Source organism: Caldimonas manganoxidans ATCC BAA-369, from assembly GCF_000381125.1.
Taxonomy (GTDB): domain Bacteria; phylum Pseudomonadota; class Gammaproteobacteria; order Burkholderiales; family Burkholderiaceae_C; genus Caldimonas; species Caldimonas manganoxidans.
Genome location: NZ_KB905971.1, coordinates 1 through 20,163, shown reverse-complemented (window position 1 = coordinate 20,163; position 20,163 = coordinate 1). Strand labels below are relative to the sequence as shown.

The following is a 20,163-nucleotide window of genomic DNA, read 5'->3' as shown; positions in this document are numbered from 1 at the left end:
GGGCTTGCGAAAACGCTCGAATCCCGCGGACGCATCGGCCGCCGCTGCCAAGGTCATCTGCTTCATGACCGTAATCATCGCCGCCCATCACCAGGGCGACAAGACGGACTACTGCCAGGCGCAGGACTTGATCAGCGTTTCCCTAGGCCTTCTTCTTTGAAGATCGACATGGATCACTACGACACCCGCATTCTTGCCGAACTGCAGGCCGATGCCCGTTTATCGATGGCCGAGCTGGGCCGGCGCGTGCACCTGAGCCAGCCGGCAGTGACCGAGCGGGTGCGCAAGCTGGAAGCCGCCGGCATCATCACCGGCTACCGTGCGCAGGTGAATTTGGCCAAGCTTGGCTACGGCATTCGCGCGATCGTGCGCGTGGGGCGCGCCGAGTATGCGCGGGTGGTCAAGCTCATCCAGCAGACGCCCGAGGTGATCAACGCCTACAACGTCACCGGTGAAGACAGCTGGATCCTCGAGATCGCCGTGATCGATGTCGCGCACCTCGATGCGGTGGTGACGAAGTTTTGCCTGCTGACGGAAACTTCCACTTCCATCATCCTGAATGCCGCCCGCGAGCATCAACCGGTGCTGCCGGCCCGGCCCGAGGATGTGAAACCCCCGATCCAAAAGGTTGACAACGCATGAACTTCGAGTCTTTTTCCACCTGTGATCTGTGTGACGAGCACAAGGGCGATGCCAGCGGCGCGTTTCGGGTGTTGCCCCCGGTCTTTCACGACTACGGCGGCAAGCCGCGTTTTGCCGGTGCGGTGCGCACGGTGAAGTGCTACGAGGACAACACCGAAGTGAAGGCGCTGTTGGAAGGCCCAGGCCAGGGCCAGGTGCTGGTGGTCGATGGTGGCGGCTCGCTGGCGCGTGCCTTGGTGGGGGGCAACATCGCTGCGGCTGCGGCAAAAAATGGCTGGGCCGGGGTGGTGGTCCATGGCTGCGTGCGCGATGCCGCCGAACTGCGCGCCTGTGCAGTGGGCATTCGTGCGTTGGCCCTGCATCCCATGCCCACCGAACGTCGCGGGCAGGGCTTGCGTGACGTGCCAGTGCTCATTCACGGGGTGTGGGTGCGCCCCGGGGACTGGCTGTTTGCCGACGAAGACGGCATCGTCGTGATGCCGGCGCGCGCCTGAGCCCAGGGGGCGTCGGCGTGGCCGCACTGGCGCCGGCTTTGCGCGTCAGCGCAGCACCTCCAACAAGCGGTCCAGGCCGCCTTCATCGATGGCCACCATCGCCTGCTCGCGCACCTTGGGCTTGGCGTGATAGGCCACGCTCAGGCCAGCGGCGGCCATCATCGGCAGGTCGTTGGCGCCGTCGCCCACGGCGATGGCTTGCGACGGCGGGCAGCCCAGGCGCTCGCACAGCGCCAGCAGCTGGCGTTTCTTTTCTTCGCCGTCCACGATGTCGCCCAGCACACGTCCGGTGAGCCGGCCGTCGTGGATGTCGAGCACATTGGCTCGCGCGTGGTCGATTCCCAGCCGTTCGCGTACGCGCTCGGCGAAAAAGGTGAAGCCCCCCGAGACCAGCAGCGTGCGCAGCCCCGCGGCGCGGCAGGCATCGACCAATTCCGCAGCCCCAGGGTTGAGTCTCAAGCGTTGGGTGTAGATCTCCCTCAGTGCGCCTTCGGGCACGCCTTGCAGCAAGGCCACACGTCGGCGCAGGCTGTCCTTGAAGTCGGTGATCTCACCGCGCATCGACGCTTCGGTGATGGCAGCCACTTCGGCCTTTTTGCCGACGGCATCGGCGATCTCGTCGATGCACTCGATATTGATCAGCGTGGAATCCATGTCGAAGGCGATGGCCTTGTAGTCGGCCAGGCGCAGCGGGGGGGTGAATCCACGGATGACGAGCCCGGGGGCGTATTCGGTGGGGGGTGTCATGTCAGTTGAAGGGGGCACGGAAATTCACAAGGTGTTCAAGCCGCCGTGGCCACCGGCGTGCCCAGCGAACGCAGCACATCGCGGATGAACTGGGCGCGGTCTTTCGGGTCGGGCAAGGCCTTGTCGATGCGCAGCTTGTCGTTGCCGGCCAGTTTGATGTGGCGGTTTTTCTGCACCAGCTCGATGATGCGCATCGCATCGATGGGGGGGTTGGGGCGGAAGGTGATGCTCATTGCGGTAGGCGCCGCATCGATCTTGAGCACGCCATACGGCTTGGCCAGCACCCGCAGCCGGTGCACGTCGAACAGCGTCTGGCCCTGCGGGGGCAGCTTGCCGAAGCGGTCGGTGATTTCTTCGAGCAAGGCGTCGATGTGTTCGAATCGCTCGGCAGTGGCCAGGCGTTTGTAGAGGTTCAGGCGCACGTGCACGTCACCGCAGTAGCTGTCGGGCAACAGGGCCGGGGCGTGGAGGTTGATTTCGGTGGTGACGTTCAGCGGCGACAGCAAATCGGGCTCGCGGCCAGCCTTGAGGTCGCGCACGGCCTGCGCCAGCATCTCGTTGTACAGCTGGAAGCCCACCTCCTGCATGTTGCCGCTTTGGCTGTCGCCGAGCACTTCGCCTGCTCCGCGGATTTCCAAGTCGTGCATGGCGAGATAAAAGCCCGAGCCCAGTTCTTCCATGCTCTGGATGGCTTCCAGGCGTTGCGCGGCCTGCTTCGTGAGCCCTTCCACATCGGGCACCAGCAAGTAGGCATAGGCTTGATGGTGGGAGCGGCCCACCCGGCCCCGCAGCTGGTGCAACTGAGCCAAGCCGAATTTGTCGGCCCGGCTGATGATGATGGTGTTGGCCGTGGGCACGTCGATGCCGGTTTCGATGATGGTCGAGCACAGCAGCACGTTGTAGCGCTGGGCCACGAAGTCGCGCATCACGCGCTCCAGCTCGCGCTCGTGCATCTGGCCGTGGGCCACGGCGATACGGGCCTCGGGCAGCAGCTCGGCCAGTTTCTCGCGCCGGTTTTGGATGGTCTCGACTTCGTTGTGCAGGAAATAGACCTGCCCGCCCCGCTTGAGCTCGCGCAGCACGGCCTCGCGGATCACGCCATTGTTTTCGTTGCGCACGAAGGTTTTGATCGCCAGGCGGCGCTGCGGCGCGGTGGCGATCACCGACAAATCGCGCAGCCCCTCCAGCGCCATGCCCAGCGTGCGCGGGATGGGCGTGGCAGTGAGGGTGAGCACATCGACCTCGGCGCGCATGGCTTTGATGGCTTCCTTGTGGCGCACGCCGAAGCGGTGTTCCTCATCGATGATGAGCAGGCCCAGGCGAGCGAACTTCACATCGGGCGACAGCAGCTTGTGCGTGCCCACGACGATGTCCACCGTGCCGTCGGCCAGGCCGTCGAGCGCTTGGCGCACTTCCTTGCCCGTGCGAAAGCGGGAAAGCTCGGCGATTTTCACGGGCCACTGCGCAAACCGGTCGCACAGCGTTTGGTAGTGCTGTTCGGCCAGCAAGGTGGTGGGCGCCAGCAAAGCCACCTGTTTGCCGCCGGTGACGGCCACGAAAGCCGCGCGCAGGGCCACCTCGGTTTTGCCAAAGCCCACGTCGCCACACACCAGCCGGTCCATCGGGCGCGGGCTGATCATGTCCTGGATCACCGCATGGATGGCTGCACGCTGATCCGGTGTTTCTTCGAAACCGAAGCTCGCGGCAAAGGCTTCGTAATCGTGCGCCGAAAAACGGAAGGCATGCCCTTGGCGCGCGGCACGGCGAGCGTAGAGGTTCAGCAGCTCGGCTGCGGTGTCGCGCACCTGCTCGGCAGCTTTGCGTTTGGCTTTTTCCCACTGGCCCGAGCCCAAACGGTGCAGCGGCGCCTCCTCGGCGCTCACGCCGGTGTAGCGACTGATCAAATGCAACTGCGCCACGGGCACATACAGCGTGGCCTTGTCGGCATACTCCAAGTGCAAGAACTCACTCGGACCGTCGCCCAAGTCGATGTTCAGCAAACCCTGATAGCGCCCGATGCCGTGGTTGGCATGCACGACCGGATCGCCGACTTTGAGCTCGGACAAGTCTTTGATCAGCGCATCGACATTGCTGACTTGCTCTTGCTTGCGTCGGCGGCGCGTGGTGGGCGCCGTGGCGAAGAGTTCGGTCTCGGTGATGAACTGGATGGCTGGCGCAGGCTCGGGCCGCTGCCAGTGAAAGCCGGCGGCCAATGGCGCCACGGTGATCGCGAAATGGGTGTCCGCCACCTCGAAGTCCGCCAGTGTGTCGACGGTGGGCGGCTCGATCTGGTTGTCTCGCAGCAGTTCCAGCAGGCTTTCGCGGCGACCGGGCGACTCGGCCACGATGAGCACCCGGTGCGCGGTGGTGTTCACATGTGTCTGAAGCCGCTTCAGCGGCTGTGGCGTGCCCCGTTCGGCCGAAAGGTCGGGCAAGGGGCGAGCCCAGTCCACCTCGCCCTGACCGCGCAATGCGAGCTGGGCATGCGCATTGGCGAGGCTGAAAAAGTCTTCGGGCCGAAGAAAGAGGTCTTCGGGCGGCAGCAAGGGACGCTCGGGATCGTGCTGCAAGAAGCGATAACGCTCCCGGGTGTCGGCCCAAAAACGTTTGAGGGCTTCGTCGATCTCTCCGTGCAAACCCAATACCGCCGTCTCGCCGATGTACTGAAAGATCGTGGCCGTCTCATCGAAGAACAGCGGCAGGTAGTACTCGATGCCGGCGGTGGCAATGCCAAGGCCGATGTCTTTGTAGATCCGCGCCTTGCTCGGGTCGCCCTCGATGCGCTCGCGCCAGCGGGCGCGGAACTTCGCACGGGCGTCTTCGTCCATCGGAAACTCGCGCCCGGGCAGCAGGCGTACCTCGGGCACGGGGTAGAGGCTGCGCTGACTGTCGGGGTCGAAGGTGCGGATGGAATCGACCTCGTCGCCAAAGAGGTCGACGCGATAAGGCACCGGCGAGCCCATCGGGAACAGGTCGATCAGCCCGCCGCGCACGGCGTATTCGCCCGGCGACACCACTTGGCTCACATGCGTGTAGCCGGCCAAAGTGAGCTGGGCCTTCAACGCGGCTTCGTCGAGCTTCTCTTTTTGTTTGAAATGAAAGGTGTAGGCCGCCAAGAACGACGGCGGCGCCAGGCGCACCAGCGCCGTGGTGGCTGGCAGCAGCACCACGTCCACCTCTTTGCGCAGCACCCGCCACAGCGTGGCCAGGCGTTCGGAGATGAGGTCCTGATGGGGCGAGAAGGTGTCGTAGGGCAGGGTTTCCCAGTCGGGAAACACCGCACAGCGCAAAGCCGGGTCGAAGAAGGCCAGCTCGTCATGCAGCCGTTGGGCATCGGCAGGCTCGGCCGTGATGATGACGGCCAGACGACCCGCCTGGCTTTGCGCACGCGCGAAATGCGCCAGCAGCAGGGCATCGGCCGAGCCCGGAGGGCGGGGCAGGGTGTAGCGCTTGCCGGGAGTCAGGGACGGGATCTGCATGGACGGGGCGGCCTGGCAAAAGCAAATCGCCCCGAAAGGGCGCTCCCCCGGGGCGAAAGAGCGGCCAGATTATAGAATCCGCATCCCTTTAGACTGCTGCTGCCTCATGCAGATCTCGTTCGAGGCTCCCCGTTGTTATGCGCTGGTTCCCTGCGCAGGGGTGGGGGTGCGAGCCGGGGCGGCCGGCCCCAAGCAGTACGAGCTGCTGGCCGGGCGCGCGGTCGTGGCGCATACGCTGGCGGCGCTGGCCGCCGTGCCGAGGCTGGCGGGCACTTTGGTGGTGCTGGCGCCCGATGATGCGCGCTTCGAGCACGCCGTGCCCCACTACGCCGGCTGGGTGGCGCGCGTGGGCGGGCCCAGCCGTGCGGCCTCGGTGGCGGCCGGTTTGGCGGTGCTGCGCGAGCGCGGCGTCCAGCCGCACGACTGGGTGCTGGTCCATGATGCGGCCCGCTGCTTGCTGCGGCCCGAGTGGGTCGAAGCGCTGATCGATGCATGCGATCAGGACGAAGTCGGGGGGCTGCTGGCCTTGCCGGTGGCCGACACGCTCAAGGAAGCACGTGATGGCCGTTGTGTGAGTACCCTGGACCGCCATGCAAAGTGGCAAGCCCAGACGCCACAGATGTTCCGCTTGGGTTTGCTGCAGGCGGCGTTGGCGCATGCCGGCGAGGCCGTCACCGACGAGGCCAGTGCCGTCGAAGCCTTGGGCCATCGGCCCAAGCTCGTGCCTGGCGCGCTGGAAAACTTCAAAATCACCTATCCGCAGGACTTCGTCCTGGCCGAACGACTGTTGAGGACACGTTGATGGACTGGCGCATCGGAGAAGGTTGGGACACGCATGCCTTGGTGCCGGGGCGCAAGCTCATTCTGGGGGGGGTGGAGATCCCACACCATCTCGGACTGCAAGGGCATTCGGATGCCGATGCCTTGCTGCATGCCATCACCGACGCCTTGCTGGGCGCAGCGGCGCTGGGCGACATCGGCCGGCACTTTCCGGACACCGACGAGCGCTTCCGTGGTGCCGATTCCGCGGTGCTCCTGGCCGAGGCGATGCGCCGGGTGCGCGAGCACGGCTATGAGTTGGTCAATCTCGATGCCACCATCGTCGCCCAGGCCCCCAAGATGGCGCCGCACATCCCGGCCATGTGCCAACGCATCGCCGCCGTGTTGGGCTGTTCGGTGCAACAGGTCAACGTGAAAGCCAAGACGGCCGAGAAGCTCGGACCGGTGGGGCGGCAGGAATCGATCGAGGCGCGCGCGGTGTGCCTGCTGCGGCGGGCTTGATCAAGGGGCTTTGCGCAGCCGGATGCGGGCGATGAGCCCGGTGTCGGGCGGCGTGGCATTGCTCAGCTCGAAGGTGCCGCCCATGCGCAAAATGGTCTTCTCGACGATGGCCAGCCCCAGTCCGGCACCGGTGGCGGCCGTGCGTGCCGCATCGCCACGAAAAAACGGGGTGGTCAGTTGCGACAATTTCTCGGGCGAGACGCCCGGGCCGTGGTCGCGCACGCTGATGATGACCCAAGGGCCGGTGCGGGCGTATGTCACCTGCACGAAGGCGATGCCGGTGTCGCTGCTGCGACCATAGCGTCGCGCGTTCTCGAACAGGTTGGCGATCACCCGCCCCAACTCGGTTTCGTCGGCCAGCACCATGGTGTCGATGGCCACCCGTGATTCGATACGGATCTGACTGGTGTCGCGGAAGGCGGCCGCGGCTCGGTCGATCACCCCAGACAAGTGCACCGGCACGAGCTTGACCTCGCCCGGGCGCGCATAGTCCATGAATTTGTCGATGATGGCGTCGAGCTGGTCGATGTCGGCGGCCATGTAGCGACGGGCTTCTTCGTCTTGGACGCTCATCTCCACTTCCAGGCGCAACCGCGCCAGCGGCGTGCGCAGGTCGTGCGAGATGCCGGCCAGCATCACCGCGCGGTCTTCTTCCACTTTGGCCAACTCGCGTGCCATGCGGTTGAAGCCCTTGTTGACCTCCCGGATCTCACTGGTCATGGTGTTTTCGTCCAGGCGCGATTCGTACTCGCCTTCGCGGATGCGGCTGGCGGCAAACGACAGCTGGCGCAGCGGCTGGTTGATGAGCCGCGCGACCGTGGCCGAGCCGATCACCGTGGCCAGCAAAGCGATGCCCACCCAGACGAACCAGGTCTTGCCGGTGACGGGCTGCAGGCGCTGCGGGTCTGCTTGCAGCCAATAACGGTCGGTCTCGATGGCGAAGTCGATCCAAAGTCCTGGGCGTCCATTCACACTGGAAGCCACCACCGTGGTCGGACCCAGACGGCTGCGCAATTCCTCGGCGATGCGTCGCGTAAAGCGGTCGCTCTCGAAGGGCACATAGGCGTCTGAGGTTTCGCGCGGCTGGACCCGGATGGCTTCTTGCTCCGTGATGGTCTTGAGCAAGGCCACCCGGTTGATGCTATCGGTGTAGCGCAGCGCCACCCGCGACAGGTTCACCAGGCTGGCCAGCTGCTGGGCCGCTTGCACGGCCCGCGGCTCGAATTCCAGCGCCCGGAAGGTTTGCACCCAGGCGACGATGCCAAACCCCAGCAGGGCGCCGAGCATCATGAAAGTGCGCCAGAACAGGCTCAGGGTGACACGTTTGCGGACCATCGGGCTCGTCGGACAGGGCTGGGATTCACACGCGCCCCGCAGTATGCCCTCCGCCAGCCGGGGACGGTCTCAGGAATGCATGAAAAACGCCAGACCCAGGGGTCTGGCGTGCCGGGGTGATGAGGGCAAGTTCAGGCGTTTCCGTCGGGCACGAACACATAGCCGACCCCCCACACCGTCTGGATATAGCGGGGTTGGGCCGGATCGGGTTCGATCATCTTGCGCAGGCGCGAGATCTGCACGTCCAGGCTGCGATCGAAGGGCTCGAACTCTCGGCCCCGCGCCAGTTGGGCCAGCTTGTCACGCGACAGCGGTTGGCGCGGATGACGAACCAAGGCTTTGAGCATCGAATACTCGCCGGTCGTCAGCGGGATGGCCTCACCATCCTTCGTGAGCCGGCGCTGAGCCAAGTCGAACTCGAAGGGGCCGAACACCACGGTCTGCGGCTCCTTGGTCGGCGCACCTGGGGCCTCCATGGCCGGACGCCGACGCAACACCGCATGGATACGCGCCAGCAGCTCGCGCGGGTTGAAGGGTTTGGGCAAATAGTCGTCGGCCCCGACTTCCAAGCCGACGATGCGGTCGACATCCTCGACCTTGGCCGTCAGCATGATGATGGGCGTTTGATCATTGGCCGCCCGCAGCCGGCGGCAGATCGACAAACCATCCTCGCCGGGCAACATCAGATCCAGCACGATCAAATCGACGGTTTCGCGCGTCAGCACCCGGTTCAGGGCCTTGGCATCCTCGGCCAGGAAGACCTCGAAGCCTTCTTGAGTGAGATATCGGCGCAGCAGGTCACGGATGCGGGCATCGTCATCCACCACCACGATCTGGTCGGGACGGGGGGCGGGGGTCTGAGGGGTTGTGGTCATCGAGGACTCCCGAATTTGTAACAAAGCGGGATTGTGGGGTTGCGCAGTCGCGAAAAAGTGCCGTTTTGACCAAGTGTTACAAATATTGCCACTCGGGGGAACCGCGACCGCAAAACCCTGTGCGTCAGCGGGTGAAGGGCGTGTCCTGCGCCGTCCCATCCCTGCGTGGGCGGCACGGGCGGTCGTCTTGGCCGCACCGGCTTGCGTTAGCCTCCTACATTCACAGTGTCTTGCCCCTCCAGGAAAGGAATCCATGAAGCAGCATGTCGTTTGGCCCGGCCTGTACCTCGCTGCGGTCTTGCTGAGCTCCGGGGCGCTGGCCCAGCCGGTGCCGCCGGCCCAAGTGGTGAGTTTTTCTGCCAGCGCCAGCATGGAAGTTCCGCAAGACTTTTTGAGTCTGACCCTGAACACCACGCGCGAAGCCGGCGATGCGGCGGCGGTTCAAAAGGCGCTGCAGCAGGCCGTGGAAGCGGCTCTGGCCCAGGCCCGGCCTGCCGCCCAGCCCGGCGCGATGGATGTGCGCACCGGTCAGTTTTCGATCTACCCGCGCTATGCCAGCCAAGGGCGAATCGCGGGCTGGCAGGGCACGGCCGAGCTGGTGCTCGAAGGCATGGATTGGGCGCGCATCACGCAAACGGCTGCCCGCATCCAGACGCTGAGCGTGGCCCGCGTCTCGCAGGGGCTGTCGCGCCAGGCCCGCGAAAGGCACGAGGCGGCCGTGCAAGCCCAGGCCGTGGCACGCTACCGAGCCCGGGCGCAGGAGCTGGCCGAGTTGTTTGGCTTTCGGGGCTATGAGCTGCGGGAAGTGAGCGTCTCGACCTCGGAGCCCGGGGTGACCCCGTGGCCGATGATGATGCGCGCCAAAGCCGACGTGACGGCCGCCGAAGCGGCCCCCGTGCCGGTGGAAGCCGGTAAAGCGCTCGTGACGGTGACCGTCAGCGGCAGCGTGACGTTGAAGTAGGGTCCCACCGGCACGCGCCGGTTCATGCGATCGGGCTCCAGGACCGGGCCGAGCCGGGCGTGCGACCGTGTGCCGGCCGAGCGTCCGATGGGGCGGGCCTTCCGCGCTTATTGGGCCACCCAGCCGCCGTCCATGTTCCAGGCCACGCCGCGGACGTTGTCGGCCGCCGCAGAGCACAGGAAGACGGCCAGCGCTCCCAATTGCTCGGGCGTGGTGAATTGCAGCGAAGGCTGCTTTTCTCCCAGCAGTTCCCGCTGGGCCTGCTCCACGGGGATGCCGCCTTGGGCGGCGCGGGCATCGATCTGCTTCTGCACCAAGGGGGTCAGCACCCAGCCGGGACAAATCGCATTGACCGTCACGCCAGTGGTGGCCGTCTCCAGCGCCACGGCTTTGGTGAAGCCCACGATCCCGTGCTTGGAGGCCACATAGGCCGACTTTTGTGCCGAGGCCACCAAGCCATGGGTCGAGGCCACGTTGATCACGCGGCCCCAGTTGCGCTGCTTCATGCGCGGCAAGGCCAGCCGGGTGGTGTGAAATGCCGAGCTGAGATTGATCGCGATGATGGCATCCCACTTCTCGGGCGGGAAGTCCTCCACTGCAGCCACGTGCTGGATGCCGGCATTGTTGACCAGGATGTCCACGCCGCCGAAATCCTTTTGGGCGTAGGCCATCATCTCGGCGATCTGCGCTGGCTGGCTCATGTCGGCCCCGTGATAGCCCACCCGCACACCGGTCTTTTCCACCGCGGCCTTCGCACCTTCGACGTCGCCGAAACCATTGAGTATCACGTCGGCGCCTTCACGTGCCAAAGCCAAGGCCACGCCCAAGCCGATGCCGCTGGTCGAACCCGTGACCAGGGCGGTCTTGCCTTTCAACATACAGAGTCCTCTTTGCTAAGGTTCAGGGAGAATCGGCGACAAGCGCTTGGATTATCAGAGAGGAATGCCCCGATGACGCAGCCACGCCTTGATTTCGTGCAATGTCTGGACCCTCACGGACTGCACCGCATGGCCTACTGGGAGTGGGGCGACCCGTCCAACGGCCGGGTGCTGGTGTGCGTGCATGGGCTGTCACGCCAGGGCCGCGACTTCGATGTGCTGGCGCAAGCGATGTGCGACCACTATCGCGTGGTGTGTCCCGATGTCGTGGGCCGCGGGCGTTCGGACTGGCTCGACGACCCGATGGGCTACCAGATTCCGACCTATGTGGCCGACATGGTGACTTTGCTGGCGCGCCTGCGGGCCGAGACGGTGGATTGGGTCGGCACCTCGATGGGCGGGCTCATCGGATTGGGCTTGGCCTCGCTGAAGGGCTCGCCAGTGCGATCCTTGGTGCTCAACGACGTGGGCCCCACGATCGAGCCGGCGGCGCTGGCGCGCATTGGCAGCTACGTGGGGCAGGTCCCACGTTTCGAGACGGTGGAGGCCGCTGCCGACTACTTTCTGTCCATCTCCGAAGGCTTTGGCCCGCACACGCGCGAGCAGTGGCTGGCCCTGACGCGCCCCATGTTGCGCCGGATCGAAGATGAGCAGGGCGTGGGCTACATCCCGCATTACGACCCGAAGATCGCGGTGCCATTCCATGCCGCCACCCCGGAGATGGCCGCCGCGGCACAGGCCATGCTGTGGCAGCGCTATGACAGCCTGCGCACGCGCACGCTGGTGCTGCGCGGTGCGCAGTCGGACTTGTTGACGCGGCAGACGGCCCAGGCCATGGCCGAGCGCGGGCCGCGGGCCAAAGTGGTGGAGTTCGAGGGCGTGGGCCATGCGCCCACGCTGGTGGACCCGGCTCAAGTGGCCGTGGTCCGGGAGTTTCTGACCTCAGCATGAAGACCATGTCTCAGGACGCGGCCGAGCATGCCGCGCCCATCGTGCAACTGGCCGGCGAGATGGATGCGCCGTCTGCGGCCGCCGTGCCGCGCGGGGCTGACGCGGCCGAAGCCCTGGCCCAGGAAGTGGCGCGCTTGGAGCGCGCGCGCGCCTTTGCCGAGCCTCTGCTGGCCGGCCAAAGGCTCGACACGGGCGAGGACGCGCTGGACCATGCCCATGGTGTGGCCTCGATCCTGCGGGCCATCGGGGCTTCGCCATCGCTGCAGGCCGCGGTGTACCTCGTCTACGTGAGCGAATACCTCAACAAGCCCGAGGAGGTGATCGGCAAGGCTTTTGGCCCGTCTTACGCGAGCTTGGTGGCCGCCACGCGCAAGTTGGTGCAGATCCAGCGCAACGCCCGCGATGCCTTGGTCGATGAGGACATGCGAGCCGAGCAGACCGAGCGTGTGCGCAAGATGCTGTTGGCGTTCTCGCGCGATCTGCGCGTGGTGCTGGTGCGCTTGGCCTCGCGATTGCAGACCTTGCGCTATTACGCGCAATCCAAGCGCGAATGTCCGCTGGTGCTCGCGCGCGAATCGCTGCACGTGTTCGCGCCCCTGGCCAATCGGCTGGGCATCTGGCAGATCAAATGGGAGCTCGAGGATCTGTCGTTCCGATTCCTCGAGCCCGACCAGTACAAGGCCATTGCCCGCCAGCTCGACGAAAAGCGCATCGAGCGTGAGCAGGTGGTCGAGCAGGCGCGTCAGCGCTTGAGCGCCCAGCTGCGCGAGCACGGTATCGACGCGCAAGTGCAGGGTCGGCCCAAGCACATCTACAGCATCTGGAAGAAGATGCGGGGCAAGCAGCTCGATTTCGACCATGTCTACGATTTGCGCGCCTTGCGTGTCATCGTGCGCAGCGTGCCCGACTGCTACGCCGTGCTCAGTCTGGTTCATGAGCTGTACCGTCCGCTGCCCGAGGAGTTCGACGACTACATCGCCAAGCCCAAAGCCAATGGGTATCAGTCGCTGCACACCGTGGTCTACGACGATCAGGGGCGCAGTCTGGAGATTCAAATCCGCACCCAGGCCATGCACGAGCATGCCGAGCATGGCGTGGCAGCCCATTGGGCCTACAAAGAGGCCGGCACTCGCGGGTACGCGGGGGTCAGCGCGGCAGGCGATTTCGAAGCCCAGGTGGCCGAAGCCCGCAAGGCCGTGCTGCGCCAACTGCTGGCCTGGGAACGCGATTTCGTCGGTCAGGCGGCCGAGACCTCCGGCGCCGTCTTCGACGATCGCATCTACGTGTTCACGCCCCAAGCGGCCATCGTGGAGCTGCCGGCTGGGGCCACGCCGGTGGACTTTGCCTACACCGTGCACACCGACTTGGGCCACCGCTGCCGAGGGGCCCGGGTCGATGGTGTGATGGTGCCGTTGAACACGCCGCTGCAAAGCGGTCAGACCGTGGAAGTCTTCGCGGCCAAAGAAGGCGGCCCCTCGATGGATTGGCTCAACCCTGAGCTGGGCTATTTGCGCAGCGCACGGGCCAAGGCCAAAGTGCGCGCCTGGTTCAATGCGCTGGCGCAACAACAAACCATCGCCCGCGGACGCGAGCTGGTGGAGAAGCTCCTCCAACGGGAGGGGCGCACCGCAATGAAGCTCGAGGACCTGGCCACGCAACTGGGCTTTCGCAACGCCGAGGCCTTGTTCGATGTGGTCGGTAAAGACGAGTACTCGCTGCGCCACATCGAGAACCTGCTGCGTCCATCCGAGCCAGGGCCCACCGCCGACGATCAGATCGCTTTGCGCAAGCCCCGCAGTGCATCCAGCAGCAGCAAGGGCGGGGTGCTCGTCGTGGGCGTGGAGTCTTTGCTGACCACGCTGGCGCGCTGCTGCAAGCCCGCGCCGCCCGATGCGATCGGAGGCTATGTCACCAAGGGCAAGGGGGTGGCGGTGCATCGGGCCGACTGCTCGACCTTTCGGCAGATTGCCGGCCGCCACCCAGAGCGGGTGATCGCCGTGGCCTGGGGGCAACCCACGGGTGACAAGATTCCCGTCTATCCCGTGGATGTCACGGTCGAAGCCGTCGATCGTCAGGGCTTGCTGCGCGACATCTCCGAGGTGTTCGCCAAGGAGAAGATGAACGTGATCGGCGTCAATACGCAAACCGTGCGCGGCATCGCATGGATGACCTTCACCGTGGAGGTGGCCGATTCCGCACGTCTGAACCAGGTGCTGGGCGTGGTGGCGCAGGTCCAAGGGGTGCGGCGAGCCCGACGACGCTGAACCTGCCGAAAAACATGCTATAGTATCGAGCTTCTTAGGCGCGTAGCTCAGCTGGTTAGAGCACCACCTTGACATGGTGGGGGTCGTTGGTTCGAGTCCAATCGCGCCTACCAAACACGCAAAGCCCCGCGGAGTGATTCCTGCGGGGCTTTTTCATTGGGCCGCTTTCATTGCGCCGCCCATGGCCGCAAAGCGTGGCGAGTTGCGCACACAGGCGTGCATACCGTGGGGAAACCCCCTTGCCGTTCTCACAGGGTGGCCCCCTAGAATGAATTTTGCAGTGCACTGTCGTGCACCTGTTCGGTAGTTGGAGACCCTCATGGCACAGGCCAAACGTGGCGCCTCGCCTTCGGCAAGTGGTGGCGCAGCCCCGCAGTTGCGCACGCTCAAGAAATACCCCAACCGTCGCCTGTATGACACGGCCACCAGCAGCTACATCACGCTGGCCGATGTGAAAAAAATGGTCTTGGCCGGGGAAGATTTCATCGTGCGCGATGCCAAGACCAACGAGGACCTCACCCGCAGCATCCTGCTGCAAATCATCCTGGAGGAAGAGTCCGGCGGCGTGCCCATGTTTTCCACTCACATGCTGGCCGACATCATCCGTGTCTACGGCAACGCGATGCAGGGCATGATGGGGGCCTATCTCGAAAAGAGCATCGAAGCCTTCGTCAACATGCAAAAGCGCTTTGCCGAACAGTCGCGCGGCATGGTCGAAGGCAAGGGCTTTTCGCCGGAGATGTGGACACAGTTCATGAGCGTGCAAGCGCCCATGGTGCAAGGGCTGATGAACAGCTATCTCGAGCAGTCCAAGACGCTCTTTGAGCAGCTGCAAGCCCAAATGCAAAAGCAGGCCGAAACGCTGATGCCGCCGGGGTTCCCCGGCTTCGGTCCCCCCAAGCGCTGAGGCCGCGGGCCCGGGGCGGGCGGATCGGCGAAAATTCGCCCATGACGCAAGACTCGCCGGCGGTGGCTGCCACCGCCTCTCCCCCCAAAATTGGTTTCGTCAGCCTGGGTTGCCCCAAGGCGCTGACGGACTCCGAGCTCATCCTCACCCAACTGCGCGCCGAAGGCTACGAGACCTCCAAAACCTTTCAGGGCGCCGATCTGGTGATCGTCAACACCTGTGGCTTCATCGATGAGGCGGTCAAGGAAAGCCTCGACACCATCGGCGAGGCTTTGGCCGAAAACGGCAAGGTCATCGTCACGGGGTGCCTGGGCGCCCGCGCCGGGCAGGGCGGCGGCAACCTGGTGCAAGAAGTGCATCCCAAGGTGCTGGCCGTCACCGGGCCGCATGCCACCCAGGAGGTCTTGGATGCCGTGCACCGGCACGTGCCCAAGCCCCACGACCCCTTCGTCGATCTGGTGCCGCCCACCGGCATCAAGCTCACCCCCCGGCATTACGCTTACCTCAAGATCAGCGAAGGCTGCAATCACCGTTGTACCTTCTGCATCATCCCCAGCATGCGTGGCGATTTGGTCTCGCGGCCCATCGGCGACGTGCTCAACGAGGCGCGGCGACTGTTCGAGGCTGGGGTGAAGGAACTGCTGGTGATCAGCCAGGACACCAGCGCTTACGGTGTGGACCTGAAGTACCGCACGGGTTTCTGGGACGGCAAACCCCTGCGTACTCGCATGCTCGAACTCGTGCAGGCGCTGGGCGATCTGGCCGCCGAGCATGGTGCCTGGGTGCGGCTGCACTATGTCTATCCCTACCCCCATGTGGACGACATCGTGCCGCTGATGGCCGAAGGCCGCATCCTGCCGTATCTTGACGTGCCCTTCCAACATGCGCACCCGGATGTGCTCAAGCGCATGAAACGTCCGGCCAGCGGGGAAAAGAACCTCGAACGCATCCGACGTTGGCGCGAAATCTGCCCCGAGATCGTCATCCGCTCGACCTTCATCGCGGGCTTCCCAGGCGAGACCGAGGCCGAGTTCGAATACTTGCTGGACTTCATGCGCGAGGCGCAGATCGACCGAGCCGGCTGCTTTGCCTATTCTCCGGTCGATGGCGCCGCGGCCAATGAGCTGCCCGGCGCCGTGCCCGATGCCGTGCGCCAGGAGCGGCGCGCCCGCTTCATGGCCGTGGCCGAGGCCGTGTCCACCGCCAAGTTGCAACAGCGCGTGGGTGCCACCATGCAAGTGCTGGTGGACGCTGCCCCGGCGTTGGGTCGCAAGGGCGGGGTGGGGCGCAGCTATGCCGATGCGCCCGAGATCGATGGCACGGTGCGGTTGCTGCCGCCACAAAAGGCTTCACGCACGCTGAAGGTTGGCGAGTTCACGCAGGCCCTGATCGTCGGCACGCAGGGGCATGACCTGATTGGCCAGCCCCTCTGAACAGACGTTTCGGCTAAGGTTGGGGGGCCATGAAAATCCTTCTGCTGACCCACCCTCTGTCGGCCGAGCCCTATGTCGAAGCTTTGCGTCGCTTGCGGCCACACGATGAGTTGACGGTCTGGTCACGTGAGCAGCCGGCGTCCCAATGGGCCGATGCCGACGTGGTGCTTGGCTGGCGGTTTCCCGCCGGCGTGGCCGAGGCGATGTCTCGCCTGCGCTGGGTCTGTTCCGTGGCCGCCGGCGTGGAGAAGCTGCTGGTGCCCGAGTTGCCCGCCAGCGTGCCCGTGTCACGCATCATCGACCCCGACCAGGCTTTGGGCATCGCTCAATACGTCACGGCCATGGCTTTGCGTTTCGCGCGTGAGCTGCCGCGCTACGAGCAGCAGCAACGTGAACGCCTGTGGGCGCGGCACCCGATGGCCGCGGCCCGCCACCGTGTCTGTGTGCTGGGGCAGGGGGCGACCGGACAGGCCATCTCGCGCATGCTCAGCGCTTGCGGTTTCGTGGTGGACGGATGGCGACGCAGCCAAGGGCGTCCCCTGCACGAGGCCTTGCGCGAGGCCCGGATCGTCGTCTGCGCCTTGCCCTTGACCCCAGAGACGAGCGGCCTGATCGACCGGGCGGCGCTGGCGGTCATGCCTCGCGCAGCAGCCTTCATCAACATCGCCCGTGGCGCTCATGTGGTCGAGGAGGATCTGCTGGCCGCGCTGCGCAGTGGGCATCTGGCCTTTGCGGCGCTGGACGTGCAGGTGCACGAACCCCTGCCGCCGGACTCCCCCCTGTGGGATGCGCCGAATCTGATCATCACGCCGCACATCGCGGCGCAATCGTCGGTGGACACCATCGTCGCCCAGTTCATCGAAGGGTTGGAAGCGCTCGAAACCGGCCACCCTTTGCCTCGCCTGGTGGATCGTCAACTCGGATACTGATCTTTGCCCATGACTCAGCTTACCCCTCGCCGCAGCACCGAGCTCATCCACCATCCGTATCGGCCGCCGTCGGAGTTCGATGCGACCATGCCCGGCGTGTTCAAGGCCTCGTCGGTGTTCTTTCCGAATGTGGCGGCCTTGCGCCGGCGGCGCTGGGACGACAAGAGCGCTTACACCTATGGCCTGCATGGCACACCGACCACCTTCATGCTCGAAGAGCGCCTGGCCACGCTGGAGGGCGCCCGTCACGTGTTGCTGGCCCCCAGTGGCTTGTCGGCCATCACCACGGTGGACATGGCGCTGCTGCGCCAAGGCGACGTGGTGGTGCTGCCGGACAACGTCTATGGACCGAGCCTGAATTTTGCCCAGCACGAGCTCGCACATTGGGGCATTGGACACCGGCTGTACGACCCGATGGATGCCTCATCGCTGGCGTCCGTGCTGTCTGACGAAGTCAAGCTGGTCTGGCTGGAGGCGCCGGGCTCGGTGACCTTGGAGTTTCCTGACCTGCGTGCCCTGGTGCGCTTGGTGCGACAGCGTGCGCCACAAGCCGTGGTGGCCCTGGACAACACCTGGGGTGCGGGGCTGGCTTTCGCGCCATTCGAGTTGGGCGAGGGGCTGGGCGTGGACCTCACGGTGCATGCCTTGACCAAATACCCCTCGGGCGGGGGAGACGTGTTGATGGGCTCGATTGCCTGCCGTGACGCCGGTCTGTATCAGACCCTGGCCTGGGCCCACAGCCGCCTGGGTCTGGGCGTGGGCGCCAATGACGTGGAAGCCGTGCTGCGCTCGTTGCCCACGCTGGAGTTGCGCTATCACGCCCAGGATCGCGCGGCACGGCGTATTGCGCAATGGTGCTGCGAGCAACCCGAGTTCGTGCGCGTGCTGCATCCGGCCATGCCGGGCTCACCAGGGCACGAGCATTGGCAGTCCCTGTGTTCGGCGGCCGCTGGGCTGTTGACCGTAGAGCTCGACCCCCGATTCACACCGGCGCAGGGGGATGCCTTCGTCGATGCGCTCAGAGTGTTTCGCATCGGCTGGTCCTGGGGAGGGCCGGTAAGTTTGGCCGTGCCCTATCGGGCCGAAGGCATGCGCCGTTTGCCAACGCCTTACCAAGGCACGCTGGTGCGTCTGTGCATCGGGTTGGAGGCGGTGGATGACCTCATCGCCGACCTGGCGCAGGCCAAGGACACGGCCCTTGGCGCTCGCTGAGACCTTCGGTCTCTCCAGGCGCCCCTGTTGGCAGAAGGTCCGCTGCGCTGCGCGCTCAGTCCTTCGCACGTGATGAGACTTTGTGTCTCATCAAGCGTCCCTTTTCACGTTCCCAGTCGCGTTTTTTTTCGGCTTCACGCTTGTCGTGCAATTGCTTGCCCTTGGCCAGCGCGATCTCGACCTTCACCAAGCCGCCTTTGTAGTGCAGATCGAGCGGCACCAGGGTATAGCCTTTTTGTTCCACCTTGCCGATGAGGCGCCGGATCTGATCCTTGTGCATCAGCAGTTTCTTGGTGCGATCGGCCTCGGGGCGCACGTGGGTGGAGGCCGTGCGCAGGGCATTGATGCGGCAGCCGATCAGGTAGAGCTCGCCATCCTTGATGACGACGTAGCCATCGGTGAGCTGCACTTGGCCGGCGCGAATGGCCTTGACTTCCCAGCCGGACAATACGATGCCTGCCTCGAATCGTTCTTCGATGTGATAGTTGAAGCGTGCTTTGCGGTTTTCGACGATCGACATGACAGGTTCGGTGGGGTCTGCGCGGCTCACTACAATCCCGGCATTGTATGAAGCACGTCAAGAAGTCCGTTCTGCTGTGGTACTCGCCGCGCGAGATGTACGAGCTCGTCACCGGCGTGGCACAGTATCCGGCCTTCTTGCCCTGGTGCGAAAAGGCAGAGATCCTGTCCGAAACCGAGCATGAGATGACAGCGCGTCTGACGCTGCGCTACGCCGGTTTGCATCATGCCTTTACCACACGCAACACCCACCAGGCCCCCGAACTGGTGGTGGTCGAACTGGTGGACGGCCCGTTTTCGGAACTGGCCGGGGAATGGCGCTTTCTGCCCTTGGGCAGTGGGCCGTCTGGGCCGCCAGCGTGCAAGGTGGAGCTCGACTTGCGTTACGCATTTTCCAGCACGGCGCTGCAGGCCTTGGTCAGCCCGGTGTTCGACCGCATCGCCAATACGCTCGTGGACTCTTTCGTGCGGCGTGCTGAGCAAGTCTATGGGGCACGTTGAGATGAAGGTCGAGGTGGTCTATGCCCCGGCGCCTCACTGCGTGGATCGGGTGAGTTTGGACTTGCCCGAAGGGGCGACCGTGCGACACGCCCTGCAAGCCAGTGGCATCCTGCAGCGTCACCAAGGGCTGTTGGACGCCGGCGGCCACCGGGTGGGCATCTGGGGGCGCTTGGCGGGGCTGGACGATGCCTTGCGCGAGCGTGATCGGGTGGAAATCTACCGTCCGCTCAAGGTCGATCCGAAAGAGGCGCGACGGCTGCGATACCGCCAACAAGCGCCGTCGGGGCGGCGGCGTCGCCCCGCACGCTGATCAATCACAGTTGGCGGCGATGAGCTCGCGGGTGCGAGCGACTTCGGCGGCGCGAGCCTCATCACCGAGGAACTCCCGTTCGCCTTTCGCATTGGTGCGGGTGAGGCGCACCCCACTTTCCAGTGTTTGCAGGTAATTGCGAGCCCGCGTGCAGTTCTCGGGGCTCTTCGTCATTTCGTGTGGAACCCAACAGTCACAATGACTCCTGGTCGTCGCGCCCGGTGGGCATGTGTGCAGGCCGCTGGCCGGCCTGTGCACATGTCCACGAGGCGTGTTTGATCAGGAGGATGAGTCCATGGGCATTGCCGTAGAAGCTCTGTTCACCAGCGCGCTGGGCTTGCAGCCGCCGTGGGTCGTCGATGACGTCAGGCTCGACACCGCTAAGCGGCGTATCGACTTCGAGATCGGCTGCCACACCAGCAGGCTCGCCTGCCCGGCATGCGGT

Annotated in this window: 20 protein-coding genes, 1 tRNA gene and 1 pseudogene; 15 read left to right on the top strand and 7 right to left on the bottom strand. The window is 65.1% G+C overall.

The window, feature by feature from the left end:
- Window positions 1–168: 168 nt before the first annotated feature.
- A complete protein-coding gene (locus F615_RS0115760; RefSeq protein ID WP_019562134.1) occupies window positions 169–642 on the top strand; it encodes an Lrp/AsnC family transcriptional regulator in 474 nt (157 codons plus the stop codon).
- Window positions 639–1,136: a ribonuclease E activity regulator RraA gene (gene rraA / locus F615_RS0115755; protein ID WP_019562133.1), complete on the top strand. Its 498-nt coding sequence runs from the start codon at window positions 639–641 to the stop codon at window positions 1,134–1,136. The genes F615_RS0115760 and rraA overlap by 4 nt, the downstream gene beginning before the upstream one ends.
- A gap of 45 nt (window positions 1,137–1,181) precedes the next feature.
- Here the strand turns inward: rraA and serB are convergent, their stop codons facing one another.
- Window positions 1,182–1,883 carry a phosphoserine phosphatase SerB gene (serB, locus tag F615_RS0115750; protein WP_019562132.1) on the bottom strand — a complete coding sequence of 234 codons (702 nt, stop codon included), beginning with the start codon at window positions 1,881–1,883 and terminating at the stop codon, window positions 1,182–1,184.
- 35 nt (window positions 1,884–1,918) lie between these two features.
- Window positions 1,919–5,362, bottom strand: coding sequence for a transcription-repair coupling factor (gene mfd / locus F615_RS0115745; protein ID WP_019562131.1), 3,444 nt, complete (start codon window positions 5,360–5,362; stop codon window positions 1,919–1,921).
- A gap of 106 nt (window positions 5,363–5,468) precedes the next feature.
- On the opposite strand from mfd, the gene ispD reads away from it, so the two are divergent.
- Together ispD and ispF are read left to right on the top strand one after the other, a co-directional pair.
- Window positions 5,469–6,164, top strand: coding sequence for a 2-C-methyl-D-erythritol 4-phosphate cytidylyltransferase (gene ispD, locus F615_RS0115740; RefSeq protein WP_019562130.1), 696 nt, complete (start codon window positions 5,469–5,471; stop codon window positions 6,162–6,164).
- Window positions 6,164–6,643, top strand: a complete 480-nt coding sequence (ispF, locus tag F615_RS0115735; protein ID WP_019562129.1) for a 2-C-methyl-D-erythritol 2,4-cyclodiphosphate synthase — start codon at window positions 6,164–6,166, stop codon at window positions 6,641–6,643. The genes ispD and ispF overlap by 1 nt, the downstream gene beginning before the upstream one ends.
- Here the strand turns inward: ispF and F615_RS0115730 are convergent, their stop codons facing one another.
- Window positions 6,644–7,978, bottom strand: a complete 1,335-nt coding sequence (locus F615_RS0115730; protein WP_019562128.1) for a sensor histidine kinase family protein — start codon at window positions 7,976–7,978, stop codon at window positions 6,644–6,646.
- Between the two features lie 131 nt (window positions 7,979–8,109).
- On the bottom strand, window positions 8,110–8,853 hold the full coding sequence (gene ompR, locus F615_RS0115725; RefSeq protein ID WP_019562127.1) for an osmolarity response regulator transcription factor OmpR: 744 nt from the start codon (window positions 8,851–8,853) through the stop codon (window positions 8,110–8,112).
- A 253-nt stretch (window positions 8,854–9,106) separates the two neighbouring features.
- Here ompR and F615_RS0115720 point away from each other — a divergent pair, with 253 nt between their 5' ends.
- On the top strand, window positions 9,107–9,814 hold the full coding sequence (locus tag F615_RS0115720; RefSeq protein ID WP_019562126.1) for an SIMPL domain-containing protein: 708 nt from the start codon (window positions 9,107–9,109) through the stop codon (window positions 9,812–9,814).
- A gap of 107 nt (window positions 9,815–9,921) precedes the next feature.
- Here the strand turns inward: F615_RS0115720 and F615_RS0115715 are convergent, their stop codons facing one another.
- Window positions 9,922–10,692: a 3-hydroxybutyrate dehydrogenase gene (locus tag F615_RS0115715; protein WP_019562125.1), complete on the bottom strand. Its 771-nt coding sequence runs from the start codon at window positions 10,690–10,692 to the stop codon at window positions 9,922–9,924.
- Between the two features lie 72 nt (window positions 10,693–10,764).
- Between F615_RS0115715 and F615_RS0115710 the strand changes: the two genes are divergently transcribed.
- From F615_RS0115710 to F615_RS0115680, 7 genes are all read left to right on the top strand, one after another.
- Complete coding sequence (locus tag F615_RS0115710; RefSeq protein WP_019562124.1) at window positions 10,765–11,643, top strand: alpha/beta fold hydrolase; 879 nt, start codon at window positions 10,765–10,767, stop codon at window positions 11,641–11,643.
- Window positions 11,640–13,907, top strand: a complete 2,268-nt coding sequence (locus tag F615_RS0115705; protein ID WP_019562123.1) for a RelA/SpoT family protein — start codon at window positions 11,640–11,642, stop codon at window positions 13,905–13,907. The genes F615_RS0115710 and F615_RS0115705 overlap by 4 nt, the downstream gene beginning before the upstream one ends.
- Before the next feature lie 36 nt (window positions 13,908–13,943).
- Window positions 13,944–14,020 (top strand) — tRNA-Val (locus F615_RS0115700).
- A gap of 206 nt (window positions 14,021–14,226) precedes the next feature.
- Window positions 14,227–14,814 carry a polyhydroxyalkanoate synthesis repressor PhaR gene (gene phaR / locus F615_RS0115695; RefSeq protein ID WP_019562122.1) on the top strand — a complete coding sequence of 196 codons (588 nt, stop codon included), beginning with the start codon at window positions 14,227–14,229 and terminating at the stop codon, window positions 14,812–14,814.
- A 41-nt stretch (window positions 14,815–14,855) separates the two neighbouring features.
- Entirely contained in the window at window positions 14,856–16,247 is a 1,392-nt protein-coding gene (gene rimO / locus F615_RS0115690) for a 30S ribosomal protein S12 methylthiotransferase RimO (RefSeq protein ID WP_019562121.1), read from the top strand.
- A gap of 29 nt (window positions 16,248–16,276) precedes the next feature.
- A complete protein-coding gene (locus F615_RS0115685; RefSeq protein WP_019562120.1) occupies window positions 16,277–17,176 on the top strand; it encodes an NAD(P)-dependent oxidoreductase in 900 nt (299 codons plus the stop codon).
- Window positions 17,177–17,185: 9 nt separating this feature from the next.
- Window positions 17,186–18,388 (top strand): trans-sulfuration enzyme family protein, encoded by a 1,203-nt coding sequence (locus tag F615_RS0115680; RefSeq protein WP_026330382.1) that lies wholly within the window; start codon window positions 17,186–17,188, stop codon window positions 18,386–18,388.
- A gap of 55 nt (window positions 18,389–18,443) precedes the next feature.
- Here the strand turns inward: F615_RS0115680 and smpB are convergent, their stop codons facing one another.
- Window positions 18,444–18,908, bottom strand: a complete 465-nt coding sequence (gene smpB, locus F615_RS0115675; protein ID WP_019562118.1) for an SsrA-binding protein SmpB — start codon at window positions 18,906–18,908, stop codon at window positions 18,444–18,446.
- Window positions 18,909–18,955: 47 nt separating this feature from the next.
- Here smpB and F615_RS0115670 point away from each other — a divergent pair, with 47 nt between their 5' ends.
- Entirely contained in the window at window positions 18,956–19,408 is a 453-nt protein-coding gene (locus F615_RS0115670) for a type II toxin-antitoxin system RatA family toxin (RefSeq protein ID WP_019562117.1), read from the top strand.
- On the top strand, window positions 19,395–19,718 hold the full coding sequence (locus tag F615_RS0115665) for an RnfH family protein (protein WP_019562116.1): 324 nt from the start codon (window positions 19,395–19,397) through the stop codon (window positions 19,716–19,718). The genes F615_RS0115670 and F615_RS0115665 overlap by 14 nt, the downstream gene beginning before the upstream one ends.
- On the opposite strand, the gene F615_RS20040 is transcribed toward F615_RS0115665, so the two are convergent.
- On the bottom strand, window positions 19,719–19,892 hold the full coding sequence (locus tag F615_RS20040; RefSeq protein ID WP_019562115.1) for a hypothetical protein: 174 nt from the start codon (window positions 19,890–19,892) through the stop codon (window positions 19,719–19,721). It abuts the gene before it with no gap.
- A gap of 121 nt (window positions 19,893–20,013) precedes the next feature.
- Here F615_RS20040 and F615_RS20560 point away from each other — a divergent pair.
- Window positions 20,014–20,163, top strand: a pseudogene (locus F615_RS20560) (ISL3 family transposase); the annotation flags it as partial.